Annotated in this window: 17 protein-coding genes; 3 read left to right on the forward strand and 14 right to left on the reverse strand. The window is 71.1% G+C overall.

The window, feature by feature from the left end; all coding sequences use genetic code 11:
- Positions 1-73: 73 nt before the first annotated feature.
- Entirely contained in the window at positions 74-574 is a 501-nt protein-coding gene (locus ACFC06_RS07575) for an SRPBCC domain-containing protein (protein ID WP_375928885.1), read from the forward strand.
- Between the two features lie 63 nt (positions 575-637).
- On the opposite strand, the gene ACFC06_RS07580 is transcribed toward ACFC06_RS07575, so the two are convergent.
- The 3 genes from ACFC06_RS07580 to ACFC06_RS07590 all read right to left on the reverse strand — a co-directional run bounded on the left by ACFC06_RS07580 (position 638) and on the right by ACFC06_RS07590 (position 2,970).
- Complete coding sequence (locus tag ACFC06_RS07580; protein ID WP_278264160.1) at positions 638-1,393, reverse strand: YebC/PmpR family DNA-binding transcriptional regulator; 756 nt, start codon at positions 1,391-1,393, stop codon at positions 638-640.
- Between the two features lie 92 nt (positions 1,394-1,485).
- Positions 1,486-2,103: a pyridoxal 5'-phosphate synthase glutaminase subunit PdxT gene (gene pdxT / locus ACFC06_RS07585; protein ID WP_375928888.1), complete on the reverse strand. Its 618-nt coding sequence runs from the start codon at positions 2,101-2,103 to the stop codon at positions 1,486-1,488.
- A 45-nt stretch (positions 2,104-2,148) separates the two neighbouring features.
- Positions 2,149-2,970: an acyl-CoA thioesterase gene (locus ACFC06_RS07590; protein ID WP_375928890.1), complete on the reverse strand. Its 822-nt coding sequence runs from the start codon at positions 2,968-2,970 to the stop codon at positions 2,149-2,151.
- A gap of 79 nt (positions 2,971-3,049) precedes the next feature.
- Here ACFC06_RS07590 and ACFC06_RS07595 point away from each other — a divergent pair, with 79 nt between their 5' ends.
- The gene (locus tag ACFC06_RS07595; protein WP_375928892.1) at positions 3,050-3,661 is read left to right on the forward strand and encodes a hypothetical protein; all 612 of its coding nucleotides are present in this window, start codon (positions 3,050-3,052) and stop codon (positions 3,659-3,661) included.
- Between the two features lie 53 nt (positions 3,662-3,714).
- On the opposite strand, the gene ACFC06_RS07600 is transcribed toward ACFC06_RS07595, so the two are convergent.
- The 6 genes from ACFC06_RS07600 to ACFC06_RS07625 all read right to left on the reverse strand — a co-directional run bounded on the left by ACFC06_RS07600 (position 3,715) and on the right by ACFC06_RS07625 (position 9,326).
- The gene (locus ACFC06_RS07600; RefSeq protein WP_375928894.1) at positions 3,715-4,215 is read right to left on the reverse strand and encodes a hypothetical protein; all 501 of its coding nucleotides are present in this window, start codon (positions 4,213-4,215) and stop codon (positions 3,715-3,717) included.
- 170 nt (positions 4,216-4,385) lie between these two features.
- Positions 4,386-6,344 (reverse strand): nucleotidyl transferase AbiEii/AbiGii toxin family protein, encoded by a 1,959-nt coding sequence (locus ACFC06_RS07605; RefSeq protein ID WP_375928896.1) that lies wholly within the window; start codon positions 6,342-6,344, stop codon positions 4,386-4,388.
- A gap of 39 nt (positions 6,345-6,383) precedes the next feature.
- Positions 6,384-7,184 carry an inositol monophosphatase family protein gene (locus ACFC06_RS07610; protein ID WP_375928898.1) on the reverse strand — a complete coding sequence of 267 codons (801 nt, stop codon included), beginning with the start codon at positions 7,182-7,184 and terminating at the stop codon, positions 6,384-6,386.
- A gap of 44 nt (positions 7,185-7,228) precedes the next feature.
- Positions 7,229-8,185 carry a hypothetical protein gene (locus tag ACFC06_RS07615; protein WP_375928900.1) on the reverse strand — a complete coding sequence of 319 codons (957 nt, stop codon included), beginning with the start codon at positions 8,183-8,185 and terminating at the stop codon, positions 7,229-7,231.
- 38 nt (positions 8,186-8,223) lie between these two features.
- Complete coding sequence (locus ACFC06_RS07620; RefSeq protein WP_375928902.1) at positions 8,224-8,958, reverse strand: sulfite exporter TauE/SafE family protein; 735 nt, start codon at positions 8,956-8,958, stop codon at positions 8,224-8,226.
- 47 nt (positions 8,959-9,005) lie between these two features.
- Entirely contained in the window at positions 9,006-9,326 is a 321-nt protein-coding gene (locus tag ACFC06_RS07625; RefSeq protein ID WP_375928904.1) for an SgcJ/EcaC family oxidoreductase, read from the reverse strand.
- 9 nt (positions 9,327-9,335) lie between these two features.
- Between ACFC06_RS07625 and ACFC06_RS07630 the strand changes: the two genes are divergently transcribed.
- The gene (locus tag ACFC06_RS07630) at positions 9,336-10,127 is read left to right on the forward strand and encodes a hypothetical protein (protein ID WP_375928906.1); all 792 of its coding nucleotides are present in this window, start codon (positions 9,336-9,338) and stop codon (positions 10,125-10,127) included.
- Between the two features lie 77 nt (positions 10,128-10,204).
- On the opposite strand, the gene pdxS is transcribed toward ACFC06_RS07630, so the two are convergent.
- From pdxS to pgsA, 5 genes are all read right to left on the reverse strand, one after another.
- Entirely contained in the window at positions 10,205-11,125 is a 921-nt protein-coding gene (gene pdxS, locus ACFC06_RS07635; protein WP_186817437.1) for a pyridoxal 5'-phosphate synthase lyase subunit PdxS, read from the reverse strand.
- Positions 11,126-11,276: 151 nt separating this feature from the next.
- On the reverse strand, positions 11,277-12,323 hold the full coding sequence (locus tag ACFC06_RS07640; protein ID WP_375935268.1) for an NUDIX domain-containing protein: 1,047 nt from the start codon (positions 12,321-12,323) through the stop codon (positions 11,277-11,279).
- The gene (locus ACFC06_RS07645; RefSeq protein WP_375928909.1) at positions 12,323-13,447 is read right to left on the reverse strand and encodes a glycosyltransferase family 4 protein; all 1,125 of its coding nucleotides are present in this window, start codon (positions 13,445-13,447) and stop codon (positions 12,323-12,325) included. Before ACFC06_RS07645 ends, ACFC06_RS07640 begins: the two co-directional genes overlap by 1 nt.
- Positions 13,444-14,367: a phosphatidylinositol mannoside acyltransferase gene (locus ACFC06_RS07650; RefSeq protein WP_375928911.1), complete on the reverse strand. Its 924-nt coding sequence runs from the start codon at positions 14,365-14,367 to the stop codon at positions 13,444-13,446. Before ACFC06_RS07650 ends, ACFC06_RS07645 begins: the two co-directional genes overlap by 4 nt.
- On the reverse strand, positions 14,364-15,041 hold the full coding sequence (gene pgsA, locus ACFC06_RS07655; RefSeq protein WP_375935271.1) for a phosphatidylinositol phosphate synthase: 678 nt from the start codon (positions 15,039-15,041) through the stop codon (positions 14,364-14,366). Before pgsA ends, ACFC06_RS07650 begins: the two co-directional genes overlap by 4 nt.
- Between the last annotated feature and the right edge of the window lie 2 nt (positions 15,042-15,043).

The following is a 15,043-nucleotide window of genomic DNA, read 5'->3' on the forward strand; positions in this document are numbered from 1 at the left end:
ACCAGTGGTTATCGCGGCGTACCGTCGACAGCGTCGCCGATCGTCGCTCCACCCGAGTCGAGGAGAACCGCGCATGCCCGTCCCCACCGGCGAGATCCTGCCGAGCACCGACGGCCGCGACCTGGTGATCACCCGGTCGCTCGGCCTGCCGATCGAGGAGGTCTGGGCCCGCCTGACCGATCCGCATCTGACCGTGGGCTGGTACGGCACCTGGGAGGGCGAGGGCGGGACCGGCAACTCGATCCGGGTGCAGATGCGGTTCGAGGAGGGCGAACCGTGGACGGCCATGAATATCGACGACTGCGCCCCGCCGCTGCACCTGGGCCTGTCCGCGACCGACCAGATCGGCGTGTGGCGGCTGGAGGTGAGCCTGCTCGACACGGGCGCGGCCACCGAAGTGCGCCTGGTGCACCATCTCACCTCGTCCTACCAGCTGGCCGAGATCGCGCAGATCGGGCCGGGCTGGGAGTACTACGCGGACATGTTCGTCGCCGCCTGCACGCACACCGAGCGGCCCGACTTCGCCGACTACTACCCGGCGATGGCCGCCTACTACACCGAACGCGCGGCCTGAGGCCCGAAACGCCCACCGCCCCAGCCGAATTCACGGCCGGGGCGGTGGACGGAGACTACCGGGTCACTCGTCGTCGAGCTGCGCGGCGACCTCGTCGGAGATGTCGACATTGGTGTAGACGTTCTGCACGTCGTCACTGTCCTCGAGCGCGTCGACCAGCTTGAGCACCTTGCGCGCGCCCTCGGCGTCGACGGCGACCGACACCGACGCCTGGAAGCCGGATTCGGCCGAGTCGTAGTCGATGCCCGCGGACTGCAGCGCCGAGCGCACCGCGATCAGATCGCCCGGCTCGCTGATGATCTCGAAGGCCTCGCCCAGGTCGTTGACCTCTTCGGCGCCCGCGTCGAGCACGTGCTCGAGGATGTCGTCCTCGGACAGGCCGTTCTTCTCGAGGGTCACCACACCCTTGCGGCCGAACAGGTAGGCCACCGAACCCGGGTCGGCCATGTTGCCGCCGTTGCGGGTCATCGCGACACGCACCTCACCGGCGGCGCGGTTGCGGTTGTCGGTGAGGCACTCGATGAGCACCGCGACACCGTTGGGGCCGTAGCCCTCGTACATGATGGTCTGCCAGTCGGCGCCGCCGGCTTCCTCGCCGCCGCCGCGCTTGCGGGCGCGCTCGATGTTGTCGTTGGGGACCGACGACTTCTTCGCCTTCTGGATGGCGTCGTACAGCGTCGGGTTGCCCGCAGGGTCACTACCACCGGTGCGGGCCGCCACCTCGATGTTCTTGATCAGCTTGGCGAAGAGTTTGCCGCGCTTGGCGTCGATTCCCGCCTTCTTGTGCTTGGTGGTGGCCCATTTGGAGTGGCCGCTCATGCCCTACTTCCTTCAGGTCGGTTGCGCGTCTGCCCGGGCGGACAAGCTCGAACCAGCCTACTCGGGCCGCACGCGAGCAGTGGCCGCGGGCGTTACCGCGCCGAACGAACGAGGTCGACGAACAGTTCGTGCACCCGCAGATCGCCGGTGACCTCGGGGTGGAAGGAGGTCGCCACGACATTGCCCTGCCGCGCGGCCACGATGCGTCCCTGCGCCGGACCGTGCGGGACGCGCGCGAGCACCTCGACGCCGTCGCCCACCCGTTCGACCCACGGTGCGCGGATGAACACCGCCCGCACGGGGCTGTCCAGGCCGGTGAAGTCCAGGTCGGTCTCGAAGGAATCGACCTGGCGCCCGAAGGCGTTGCGGCGCACCGTCATATCGATACCGGACAGGTGCTGGGCGTCGGCCCTGGTGTCGAGCACCTCCGAGGCCAGCAGGATCATTCCCGCGCAGGAACCGAACGCGGGCAGCCCGTCGCGCAGCCGCGCGCGCAGCGGTTCGAGCAGGTCGAAGGCCACCAGGAGCTTGGAGATGGCGGTGGACTCGCCCCCGGGCAGCACCAGGCCGTCGATGGCGGCCAGCTCCGCCTCGCGGCGCACCAGTACCGCCTCGGCACCGCAGTGCTCCAGTGCGGCAACGTGTTCGCGCACGTCGCCCTGCAGGGCGAGGACACCGATGGTGGGCCGGTCGGCCGGGGTTGCGTTCACAGGCGCCGAGCTTACGAGCCGCGCCGATGTGCGCCCGCTCACGCCCTAGGTGTGGCGCGGGGTGCGGATCAGGCCCTCCTGGACAACCGCGGCGACCAGGTTGCCCTCGCGGTCCCAGATCTTGCCGCCGGTGAGCGCGCGACCGAAGCCCGCCGAGGGCGAGGACTGGTCGTAGAGCAGCCACTCGTCGGCGCGGAACGGGCGAAGGAACCACATGGCGTGATCGAGCGAGGCGTCCTGGGTGGGCACACCGGGGTGAGCCACCTTGGACGAGCCGAGCAGGGTCATGTCGCTCATGTAGGCCAGGGTGCAGACGTGGAACAGCGGGTCGTCGGGCAGCGGGTGCCGGTACCGGAACCACACCTGCTGCGGGGAGACCGCGCCGTCGCGGGCGACGACCTGGTCCTGCGGGACGGTACGGATGTCCCAGTGCTCCCATTCGCGCATGGCCCACAGCCGCTCGGGACTCATGGTGACGCTGGCGTCGGGCAGCCCCTCGGGCGCCTCCACCGCGGGCATCACGTCCTGGTGTTCGGGCCCGTCGTCGCCGTGGTGGAAGGAGGCCGACATCATGAAGATCGCCTGCCCGTCCTGCACGCCGGTGACGCGGCGGGTGCAGAAGGAGCGGCCGTCGCGGATGCGCTCGACCAGGTAGACCGTCGGCGCCTCCGGATTGCCCGGCCGCAGGAAGTAGCCGTGCAGCGAGTGCACCTGGTAGTCCGGGTCGACGGTGCGCACCGCCGAGACCAGTGCCCGGCCGGCGACCTGGCCGCCGAAGGTGCGCGTCAGCTGGGATTCGGTCGCCGCACCACGGAAGATGTCGCGTTCCAGCTGCTCGATCTCGAGCGCCTCTTCGATAGTCGCCATGCGCCCGAGATTATCCCGTCGCCGACCGTCCGGTCTGTCCGGCTCGGCGCAGTGGCACGGAATTTGCTGTGATAGGGCCGTGCCGTCGTTCACCCCGATCTCCCCCGCGGCCGTCGCCGAGCTCGTCGCCGACCGGCTGACCGCCCTGCCCGGCCGTCGCGTGGTCGCCGTCGACGGGGCCGACGCCGCCGCGCCGCAGGACCTGGCCCGGCGGATCGCCGCGACGCTCGGCGCCCGTGGCCGCTCGGCCGAGGTCGTCGCGCTGCACGATTTCGTTCGTCCGGCCTCGCTGCGCTGGGAGTACGGCCGCGACGACGAATGGTCCTATCGCACGGCCTGGTTCGACTACGACGCGCTGCGCCGGGAAATCCTCGTCCCGCTGCGGGACACCGGCCGCTGGCTGCCCGCGCTCTGGGACGAAGGGCGCGACCGTTCCGCACGCGCCGCGGTGCGCACCGCGCCCGCCGATCTGGTGGTCGTGGCGGCCGGGCCGATGCTGCTCGGCCGCGACCTCGGCTTCGATCTCACCGTGCGCCTGGAACTGAGCGCACCGGCGGCCCGTCGGCGCACCCCGCCCGACCAGCAGTGGACGCTGCCCGCCCTGACCGCGCACGCCGAGGACCATCCCGAGACCGCGACGTGGACACTGCGCTGGGACCACCCGGACCGGCCCGCCCTGCGAGCGGGCTGAACGCGCCGGGCCCCGCACACGAGGGGTCGCGTGCGGGGCCCGGCGGGCCGGAATCAGGCGCAGGCGGGAGACTGCTGACCGAAGTTCACCAGCATCTGGCACGCCCAGGCCTTCTGCACCTTCCACTTGCCCTCGTCGGCCACGAACGGCACGTCGACGACATTGGTCTGGCCGTTGACGGTGAAGTTCGCCTTGGCGTTCACGCTGTCACCGAAGGAGGTCACCTCGGTGACCTGCACCTGCACCCCGGCGTCCTGCGCGGCCTGGGCCAGGCGGTTCGGCAGCTCCGGGTCGGCGGCAACGCCCTGGACGAAGTCCAGCTTCTGCTCGTTCGGGATCGACGGGTCCAGCGCGGTGTTGAGCTGTTCGTTGAGCTGCTCCACGGTCGGCACCGCGGGAAGGTCCGCGCTGGGCGTGGCCGCGGCCGAGCTCGAGGTGCTCGTGCTGGGCTTGGCGGTGGTCGTGCCCTTGTCGTCACTGCACGCGCTCATGCCGAGCGCGGCGACTACGGCCAGGCCAGCGATCGCCACACGTCCGGTCCTACGAAGCTTCATCCACTCGTCCTTCTTCTCTGGGTCACTCGTTCTCGCCCCTGCGGGCGAAGAGCACGGGCCGCACGCCCTCACGACGCGGGCCACGATGCCACGGCGCGCACGCTACCGAGTGATGTTGAGGAAACTCTGAGACACACACAATGCCGGGCGGTGCGCGGGGTGGGCGAGGATCAGGCCGGGGCAACCGATTCCAGCGCCGCGGCGATCACGCGCGGATCGACCCGGGTCGGCAGCTCGCTGTCGGCGGGGACCGGAATGCGCGTCAGCACGTCTGCGGCCTCGCGCAGCGTGCACGTCTCGGGCCCGAGCACCGCGCGCACCGTCATCAGCCGGGTCACCGTGGCACGGGGGTAGCGGTCGAGAAGCGGTCCCAGCGCGGGCAATCCGCCGGTCCGGTAGGCGGAGCGCTGATCTTCGAGCCCACGGGTTTCCGCGGGTGCCAGCCGGTCGACGGCACCGGCCATGCCCTCGGGCCGCAACGCCGCGAGCGCGGTGGCCAGCCGCCAGACGTAGGAGTCGTGTTCGTCGGCGAGCAGCGGGTGGTCCTTGGCGAATTCGGGCCAGTCGGCCTCCTGCGCCCAGCGGACACCGTCGGCGAAGTCCGCCTCCCACGGCCCGTCGTCGGCCTCCGCGATCACCGCCTGGAACAGTGCCGCGGGCAGATCGGTGTGTTCGGCCAGCAGGACCGCATCGTAGAGGTCTTTGCCTTCGGGATACATGTCGGTCGCCAGCCACAGCAGTTTCCAGGCCAGCGACAGCCGCGGACTCGCCGCGAGCAATACCGTGCCCGGCCCGGGCGATCCGATCCGGGCGATCTCGGTGCGGACCGGCGGCTCCGGCAGCTGTTCACCGAAGACGAAGTCCAGCTGCACACTGCCGCCGGGAACGCCCGGTTCGGTACTCGACCAGGGCAGCACCAGGCGGCGGCCGGGCACCCGGTCGTAGGTCCAGATCTGGTCGGAGACGGCGCCGGCGGGATCGAGGCGCACCGCGCTGTCCGGTCGCGCCGCCCGCGCGGCCGCGGCGGTGGCGATCTCGTCGAACGCCGCGGCGGTGCGGGGGTCGGCCAGTGTCCAGTCCGGGTCCAGCACCACGAAATCCAGATCGCCGGGCTCCCTGGCGTTCTCGCCGAACCAGGCACGCAGCAGCACACTGCCGCGCACGAGCAGCTGCTCGGCCCAGAGGGTGTCGGCCAGCCCGGCCAGGACGTGGTCCAGTGCGGCGCGCCGCGCCACCCGCCAGGTCCGGGCGACGGCGTCGTCAGCGAAAGACGGTTCGCTCAGCCGCATGCCGAACCAGCGATCCGCGTAGGCGGGGTCGAAAACGGGCCGCTGCACTACGTCGTCGGCGCCGACCGGCAGCAGCGTCGCCGGGAACCTCGCCGGGTCGATCCGGTCCGCCGACGGTGGCTCGGTGGGCACGCGTTGCTGTTCGGAGCGCCACGGCCCGCTGGACAGATGCCGCCAGGGGGTCACCGGCACGGTGCCGGGGTCGTCGGACAGCCACCCCGCGTCGACCGATTCGTCGCTGTCGTGGACGACGAATTCCTGTTCGGTGGACAGGATCTCGTACCCGCGCTCGCGCAGCACCGAGCGCAGCAGATTCAGCCGGTGGAGGGCACTGTGCTTGCCGGACAGCCTGCACCGCTGGGTGACGAACCGCTCGGTGCGGCCGTCCTCGCGCGTTCGCCGGGCATTGGCCGACACGTGCGCGTGATGCCCGGCGCAGGCCCCCGCCAGCGCCGCGAGGTCCGCGTCCGCGGGCAGCACGACCTTGATGTGGTGTTCGAAGTAGTACGTCGCGCCTAGTTCCCGCGCGGCGCGATCGGTGGCCGGAATACCGCTCGCCCGGTAGTCGGCTTCGATCTTCGTGCGGACGAGGGTCAGTCCCGCGGCGCGTGTGTCCGCGGCCGCCGCCTGGGCGAGCGCGGTGACGCTCGCCAGGTCGCCGGTGTGGCGCAGGGTCAGCATCGGCTGGTCGGCGACGCGTCCGCGGGCCAGCACGATATGGGTGAACTTCATCTCCCGCCGCGCCGCGAAGCTCTCCACGGCCGCGAGGTCGGTCGCGCTCCCGGCACGAACGGTCAGATGGATCTCGAAGTTTCCGGCGAATTCGACCTCTGCACTCACCTGTCCATGATCACAGCACGCGCAACCGGATTCACCGGACTATCCGGCCGCGCGGGTCTCCCGTAACCCGGCGACCGCCCCGACCAGCAGCGCGTGGGTGTCCGCGTCGGCGGCGGCGATCAACCCGTGCGGTGCACTGTGTAAGGGCTGCCCGGCCAGCCCCGTGACCACACAGCCCGCCGCCTGGCACAGGGCGATGGCTGCGGTGAAGTGCACGCTGTCGCGCAGGTCGCCCCCGGTGACGTAGGCGGCGCGGCGACCAGCGGCGACCCAGACCGATGCCAGCGAGGTCGACAGCACCCTGGCGTGGAACCGCCCGGCGAAACCGGTGGCGTCGAACAGGCGCGCCGGGGTCGACCAGGGGAACGGATTGTCCAGGTCGACATCGACGAGCCTGCTCTGCGCCGAGGGCGTCAACGGCTCGTCGCGGCCCTCGCGCCGCACGAACGCACCCTCGCCCGCGGTCCAGAACACCTCGGCGGCAAAGGGATCCGCGGTGGCCGCCGCGGTCACCACGGTGCCGGTACGCAGCGCGACGTTCACCGCGGCGGCGGTGGTCTGGACCGCGAAATTGCGGGTGCCACACAGCGGATCGATGAACCACGTGCGCTCCCCCTCCGTGGAACCGGTGACCCCGGACTCCTCGGCGACGAACCGGTCCCCCGGCCGGGCGCCGCTCAGCAGGTCGAGAATGGCCCGCTCGGCGGCGAGGTCGGCGTGGGTGGCGAAGTCGTCGCCGTGTTTGGCGTGCCGGGTGACCGGCTCCCGGAACGCGTCCCGAATGGCTCCGGATGCGACTTGCGTTGCGCGAATGGCGATTTCGATATCCGAATGGTGCACCTCTTCCAGGCTACGGGCTCGGGCGCATCCGGACAGCGAAACTTTCAGTTCATGCTGCCCTCCATCGGGATGTAGATCTCGGCGGCCTCGGCGAACGCCGACCCGGTGAGCTCGGCCAGCGCCAGCGCCTCGTCGGTCTTGCGCAACGCCAGGCGCACGAGTTCACGATCGTTCCACCGGTCCCCGACCGCCTCCAGCGGCTCGGCGTTGCGGGCCAGCCAGTCGCGCAACGGCCGGATCTCGCCGGGCGCCGCGTAGCCGCCGATCGCGTAGTTGGTGGGGATGGTCCAGTTGGATTCCCAGGTCAGCGTGGGGAATTCGGCGGGCAGCACCCCCAGCAGCGGGTCGTTGCCACCCAGCGGCGCGTAGCCCTCGGTCGCGGCGTTCTCGGCCAGTTCGGTCGGCCAGACCCGGCCGCGCTGGATCCAGCCGGGCAGCAGCGCGGCGAGGAACTCGACGAGGCTGAACTGGGCGTTGCCGGTGAGCGCGTCCGCGGCGTCGATGTCGTCGCCGTCGGCATTGCGGATGGTCGGCCGCCCCGCGCGCACCGCGGCGGCGGCCTCGCGCAGCAGGTCGAGTTTCCAGCGGAAACCGATGGCGAGGTGTTCGTCGGCGGGCAGGGTGCCGCTCGCGTCGGGTTCGACCCGGCCGAGCAGGGCCCGGTCGAGCTGGGCGAGCTGGGTGCGCGCCAGCTCGTCGACCTCGCCGACCTCGGCGTTCGTGTAGCGCAGGACGGTTTCGGCGACGGCCTCCGGCGCGTCGGCGGTGACGAAGAACGGCCTGCCCCAGACGTAGAGGGAGGCATCGAAATCGGTGCGGGCACAGGCTTTCAGGGTGCCGAGCCCCCACGCGTTCGCCCGGAAGCGCACCTTGGCCTGGAGGACCGCGTCGGCGACCAGGTCGTCGAGGTCGTCGTCGCTGCCGCGCCCGGCCAGGAACGGGGTGAGCCGGTCCTCCACGAGCCGCAGGTCGATCGGATGAAAGCTGATGTCGTAACCCATGTTTCACGACTCTAGGGCCACGTACCGACAACCCGCGGCTAGAGCGCCAGGTACGCCGCCAGCCCCAGACCCGCGATGCCGATGCCGACCCGCAGCACGCCCGGCGGGATCACCTTCACCACCGGCGGCCCGCACCAGCCGCCGACGAAGGCACCCGCGCCCAGCGCCAGCGCCGCACCCCAGTGCACCGGCCCGAAGGCCGCGAAGCCGACGGCGGCGACGAGATTGGCGATGCCGAGCAGGAAGCTCTTGAGCACCGAGGCGCTCCACACCGATTCCGAGGTGCACAGCAGCATCATCGACAGGTAGATCACCCCGGCGCCCGCGCCGAAATAGCCGCCGTAGACCGAGATCAGCAGAATGCCCAGCGGGACGATCCAGGGCGCGCTGAGCTCGCCGACGTGCCGCCGGACCAGTGGCTGCACCAGCAGGGCGAGCGAGGCGATGGCCACCAGGAAGGGCACGACCACCTCGAAGGTCCCCTCGGGAGCCACCAGCAGTGCCAGCGCGCCGAGCAGCCCACCGATGGCCGAGAGCACCGCCCACCGCACCAGCGTCGTCCCGCGCCCGGTGAGCTCGCGCCCGGAGTTCGCGGTCGCCCCGACCCCGACGGCGACCAGCGCGACGGTATTGGTGACATTGGCCGCGACCGGCGGCAGTCCCACGGCCAGCAGGGCCGGGTAGGAGACGATCGAGGCCATCCCGGTGACGAACCCGATCAAACCGGTGAACAACCCCGCGACGACCAGCAGGAAGAAGTCGAGCAGGGTCACGGACCGACTGTACGGTACGCCCAGGTAGCAGCTCCTCGCCGGTTCGCTCAGGCCCGCACGGGGGTGTTGTGGAAGCTGGTGAACAGCCAGCGGCCCGCCTCGCACACCGCCACGCGCGTTTCGGGTCCGGCCGGTGCGCCCGGGGGCGCGGGGTGCGGGGTCATCGTGATCAGGACGGCGGTCTCCGGGGTGGGGAAGCGCAGGGTGCGCAGCAGCGGGTCGGCCAGGCGGGTGCCGTGCATGAACCCGTCGAAGCCGCGCTGCATCTCGACCGCCAATTCCGCACGGCCCCCGATGAATTCGCCGATGACGGAGACGAAATCGCAGTCGTCATCGTGACCTCCCCCGGTGTCGGTGGCACGTGTCACGATGGCGTGGTGCAGACAACGCTGTTCGAACCCGGCGAACCCCGTGAGCCCGGTGTGCGAGATCGCCTCGATTCCAACACCGTCGCCCGGCTCGACGGCGTCACCGGTTTCGCCGACCTGCGTGAGGCACTGACGACCCTGCGCGCCGCCTACCCCGACGCCCGGCTGCTGTGCACCTACGACGACCCCGACCAGTGCGCCTACACGAGCATGCACGCCACGCTCCGGCTCGAGGAAGACGCGGAACCGGCCGAGGACTACGACTTCGAGGACCCGGTGGCGGTGCACCGCGCGGAGAACGCGACGCTCGCCCACATCGCCGCGCTCCTGGACGACCCCGGCCGCCGCGTCGACTGGCCGTCACTGGCGGGCAGCCGCGCGGCCGGCGACGCCGACCTCGACGATCTCGTACGGCTCAACAGCGCCCCCGACCGCGCCCTCGACGCCACCGTCCTGGTGCAACGCGTGCCCGTGGACCGCGACGACCTCGCCCTCGCGGGCATCCCGAACGGCTACTTCGCCGGCGACTGGAACATCTTCACCAATCACGCCGTCATCCAGCGGATGGCCGGGCACGGCTACCGCCACCTCGCGATCGGCGCCGCGCTGCTGGCCTTCGACCGGCCCAGCGCGCCCTCCGCCGAGGAGGCCGCCGCCGTGGTCTCCGACCTCATCCACCTCTACGGCAGGCCCGACGCCATCGCCTGGCACGAACTCGCCGTCCTGCTGCCCGACCGCGACCTGCTCGTGCTCGGCTATGCCGAGGACTTCGGCGACGCGCTCGACCTCGAACGCCCGTGAGACGACTCCGGCGGACGCCGCGATGCGACGTCCGCCGGAGCGAAACCCTCAGTGCCCGAACGGAATCGGGCGATGGATCACCAGCCGCGCTCGGCCAGGCGGTGCGGCTGCGGGATCTCCTCGACATTGATGCCGACCATGGCCTCACCCAGGCCGCGCGAGACCTTGGCCAGCACGTCCGGGTCGTCGTAGAAGGTGGTGGCCTTGACGATGGCCGCGGCACGCTGCTCGGGATTGCCGGACTTGAAGATGCCGGAGCCGACGAACACGCCCTCGGCGCCGAGCTGCATCATCATGGCGGCGTCGGCGGGGGTGGCGATGCCACCGGCGGTGAACATGACCACGGGCAGCTTGCCGGTCTGGGCGACCTCGCGAACGAGCTCGTAGGGGGCCTGCAGTTCCTTGGCGGCCACGAACAGCTCGTCCTCCGACAGCGAGGTCAGGCGGCGGATCTCGGCGCGGATGGTGCGCATGTGGGTGGTCGCGTTGGACACGTCGCCGGTGCCCGCCTCGCCCTTGGAGCGGATCATGGCCGCGCCCTCGGTGATGCGGCGCAGGGCCTCACCCAGGTTGGTGGCGCCACAGACGAAGGGGACGGTGAAGTTCCACTTGTCGATGTGGTTGGCGTAGTCGGCCGGGGTCAGCACCTCGGACTCGTCGATGTAGTCCACGCCCAGGCTCTGCAGGATCTGCGCCTCGACGAAGTGGCCGATGCGGGCCTTGGCCATCACGGGGATCGACACCGCGGAGATGATGCCGTCGATCATGTCCGGGTCGCTCATCCGCGAGACGCCGCCCTGGGCGCGGATGTCGGCGGGCACCCGCTCGAGCGCCATCACGGCCACCGCACCGGCGTCCTCGGCGATCTTGGCCTGCTCGGGGGTGACCACGTCCATGATCACGCCGCCCTTGAGCATCTCGGCCATGCCGCGCTTCACGCGGGCGGTGCCGACGGTGGTGGTGGTCTCAGGCGTAGTCACGGCTGTCTCCTGTGTCATGGGCGCCAATCAGGTCGCTCGGTGGTGGACACCGTCGATTCTAGAGCCGCCCGAATTCGGTCTTCATAGCCAGTTGAGGTCCACTGGCCTTGCCACGACCAGCGACGATGCGCCGACCGGGCCCGGCTGGCCTGCTCGAGTGGCCCGCGTCTCAGCGGATCGAGCGTACGACGTGTTCGGTGTCGTCGGCGGCGGCCGCGACGGCCTCGGCGAGCAGGTCGTCGAGGTGGTACGGGTAGACCGCCTCGCCCTTGTCCTCCAGCGCGCGGATGTCGGCGGGGCCGCACCAGCGGTGATCGGTGATGGTGCGGCGCTCCAGCGCGTCGAGCGCTGCGGGCCGCCATTCGAAGCGCTGGGCGCGCAGGGTGAAGAACAGTTCCTCCGAGCGCACGAGTTCGCCGTTGAACGGGAACACCGCGACGCGGCGCCACAGCGGTCCGCGCAGAGTGGCCGGGTCGACCCGCTGACCGGTCTCCTCGTGGATCTCGCGGACCGCGGCGTCGCGCAGGGTCTCCCCCGGCTCCACGCCGCCGCCGACGGTGAACCAGAAGGCCACCTCGGGCACCATCGGATCGTGCCCGCGCAGCAGCAGCACCCGGTCCTGCTCGTCGAGCAGCACGACGCGGGCGGTGGTGCGGGTGGTGTGCACCTCCAGGCCGGTCGCGGCGGCCGGGGTCGCGCGTTCGGTGATCTCGAAATAGTGCGGCAGCGGTGCGGTACCGCCGAGGTGCAGGATGCGCACCGGACGGCGGGTGCGCAACGCGAGGGTGTCGCGCACGGCGTCGTTGTGGAAGCGGCGGGCGATGAGGACCCTGGCCTCGGCGTCGGCGAGTTCGGCGACCAGCTGGGGACGCAACTGTTCGATGTCGACCAGCGACAGCGCCGCGGAGAGCTGGTTCTCGATGGTCTCCCGGTCGGCCCGGTCGGCGCGTTCGGCCCGGTCGGCGAGGCTCGCGAGCTGGGTGGCGCGATCCGCGCGCAGCGGATCGGTGCTGACCGGTCCGGCCACCGCCATGGCCACCGCGCGCGCCACCACCGCGCGCCGGGCCAGCGCCGCGTCGAGGGCCTGCCAGGACTGATCCGAACGCACGTGCAGCCGGTCGAGCCGGTTGGCGGTCGAATAGGCCCAGACACCGAGCGCGAGGACCAGCAGGGCCACCAGCCCCAGGATCAGGACGGTGGTGGCGGAGAAGGTGATCATCCGGCCACCCGCACGGTGGCGTCGCCGACGGTGACGGTCTCGTACACGCGCAGGATCTGCTCGGCGACCACCGGCCAGTCGTAGCCGGCGACCACCTGGGTGGCGGTGCGCACGAGGCGGTCCCTGGTCTGCTCGTCGGTGAGGACGGTCTCAATGGCCTCGGCCAGCGCCGCCGAATCGCCCACCGGGGTGAGCAGCCCGGCCGTGCCGTCGCGCAGCACCCGCCGGAACGCGTCCAGTTCGCTGGCCACCACCGGGGTGCTCGCGGCCATCGCCTCGATCAGGATGATGCCGAAGCTCTCCCCGCCCAGGTTCGGCGCCACGTAGACGTCCGCGCTGCGCATGGCCGCGGCCTTCTCCGCGTCGGTGACCTGCCCCAGGAAGCGCAGGTGCCCGGCGAGTTCGCCCGCCTCGCGGCGCAGCCGGTCCTCGTCGCCACGCCCGACGATGAGGATCTGCACGTCCGGATGCCGCCGGACCAGCGCCGGCAGCGCGCCCAGCAGCACGTCCATGCCCTTGCGCGGTTCGTCGTAGCGGCCGAGGAACAGCACCGTCTTGCCCGCGCGCGGATAGCCGTCGAGCAGCGGGCCGCGCGCGAACGCCGACACGTCGACCCCGTTGGGGATCTCCACCGCGTCGGACCCCAGCGCCTCGACCTGCCAGCGCCGGGCCAGCTCGGAGACCGCGATCCGTCCGCTGATCTTCTCGTGATACGGCCGCAGCACACCCTGAAAAGTGCTCAGCACCAGCGATTTCGTGGTGGAGGTGTGGAAGGTCGCGACGATCGGGCCCTCGGCGATCTTGAGCGCCAGCATCGACAGGCTCGGCGCGTTGGGCTCGTGGATGTGCAGCACGTCGAAGTCGTTGCTGTCGATCCAGCGCCGGATGCGGGTGTAGGCCATCGGCCCGAACGACAACCGCGCCACCGAGCCGTTGTACGGGATCGCCACCGCGCGGCCCGCCGACACCACGAAATCGGGCAGCGGGGTGTCGTCGGAGGCGGGCGCGAGCACGCTCACCTTGTGCCCGCGTTCGAGGAACACCCGCGCGAGCTCGACCACATGGGCCTGCACACCGCCGGGAACGTCGAACGAGTACGGGCAGACCATGCCGATCTTCACCGGACACCACCGGTGCGGCCCGCGGCGATCCGGGCCAGCCGCTCCGGCGAGAGATCGGCTTCCCACAGTGGCTGCAACATGTGCCAGTCGGCCGGATGCTCGGCGATGTTCGCGGCGAACGCGTCGGCCAGCGCTTGCGTCGTCGCCGCCACGCCACCGGAGACATCCAGTGGCACACTGGTTTTCAGGCCCCAGCCCTCGGTGCCGTCGGCCTCGGTGGTGAACCACGCGTGCACCGGTTGCAGCGAGGCGCCGGTCTCGATGGCCAGTCTCGCCGCGCCGGCGGGCAGCCAGGTGCGCTCACCGAAGAAGTCGACCGGCACCCCCTTACCGGTCAGATCGCGCTCGCCCATCAGGCACACGATCCCGTTGCGGCGCAACCGTTGCGCGAGCTGCTCGAACGGTGGCTGCTCGCCGCCGGTCAGCGGGAAGACCTCGAAACCCAGGCTCTCCCGGTAGGCGACGAACCGCTCGAACAGCGATTCGGGCTTCAGCCGTTCGGCCACCGTGGTGAAGGTGGAGTAGTGCTGCACCAGCCACACCCCGGCCATGTCCCAGTTGCCCGAGTGCGGCAGCACCAGGATCACGCCGCGGCCGTCGTCGAGCGCCGCGTCGAGGTGCTCGAGCCCGTCGACGTGATAGTCGATGGTGGTGTGGTCCATGCTGGGCAGCCGGAACGCCTCGCGCCAGTACCGGGCGTAGGAGCGCATGCTGGCGCGGATCAGGTCCTCGGGTACCTCCTCGGGCGTCACCCCGAGCACGCGCGCGAGATTGCGGCGCAGCTGGACCGGCCCGCCGTCCTTGGCCGCCCGATCCGCACCCAGGTCGAACACCTTGCGCACCAGGGGTTCCGGGGCCGAGCGGACCAGCCGCCAGCCCGCGGCGTAGCCCCAGTCGCTCACTCGCTCGTTCAGCGTCACTGCGTCGCTCCCCCGGTCGCGTCCTGCTGCGGAGCCGGCGGGATGACCACGCGCGCGCCGGGCGAATTGCGCACCGCGAGCACCCGCTGGAACACCGTGACGATGCTCAGCACCGCCAGCACCCACATGGCCACGTACACCGCGTACGTCAGCCACTCGATGCCCCAGTACCCGCCGATGCCGGTGAACCCGGCGCCGACCAGCACGATGACCAGCCGGTCGGGCCGCTCGATGAGCCCGCCGTCGGCCGAGAGCCCGCTGGCCTCGGCGCGGGCCTTGGCGTAGGAGATGACCTGCGAGGTGACCAGCACGATCAGCGTCGCCACGAACAGCTGCTCGCTCTGCTCGTGATAGACCGCCCACCAGGCCAGCCCGGCGAAGATCGCGCCGTCGGCCACCCGGTCACAGGTGGCGTCGAGCACCGCGCCGTACTTCGTGCCGCCGCCGCGGGCACGGGCCATCGCGCCGTCGAGCATGTCGAACATGACGAACAGCCAGATGACCATCGTCCCCCAGAACAGGTGTCCCGAGGGGAACAGCGTCACCGCGGCCGCGATCGTCGCGGTGGTGCCGATCAGTGTCATCGCGTCCGGGGTCAGCCCCGTACGGACGAGCGCTTTGCCCAGCGGCGCAGTCGCTTTCGCAAACGTCTGGCGGCCGAAGAAGCTGAGCACGG

The sequence above is a fragment of the Nocardia sp. NPDC056064 genome, assembly GCF_042266925.1.
Taxonomy (GTDB): Bacteria; Actinomycetota; Actinomycetes; order Mycobacteriales; family Mycobacteriaceae; genus Nocardia.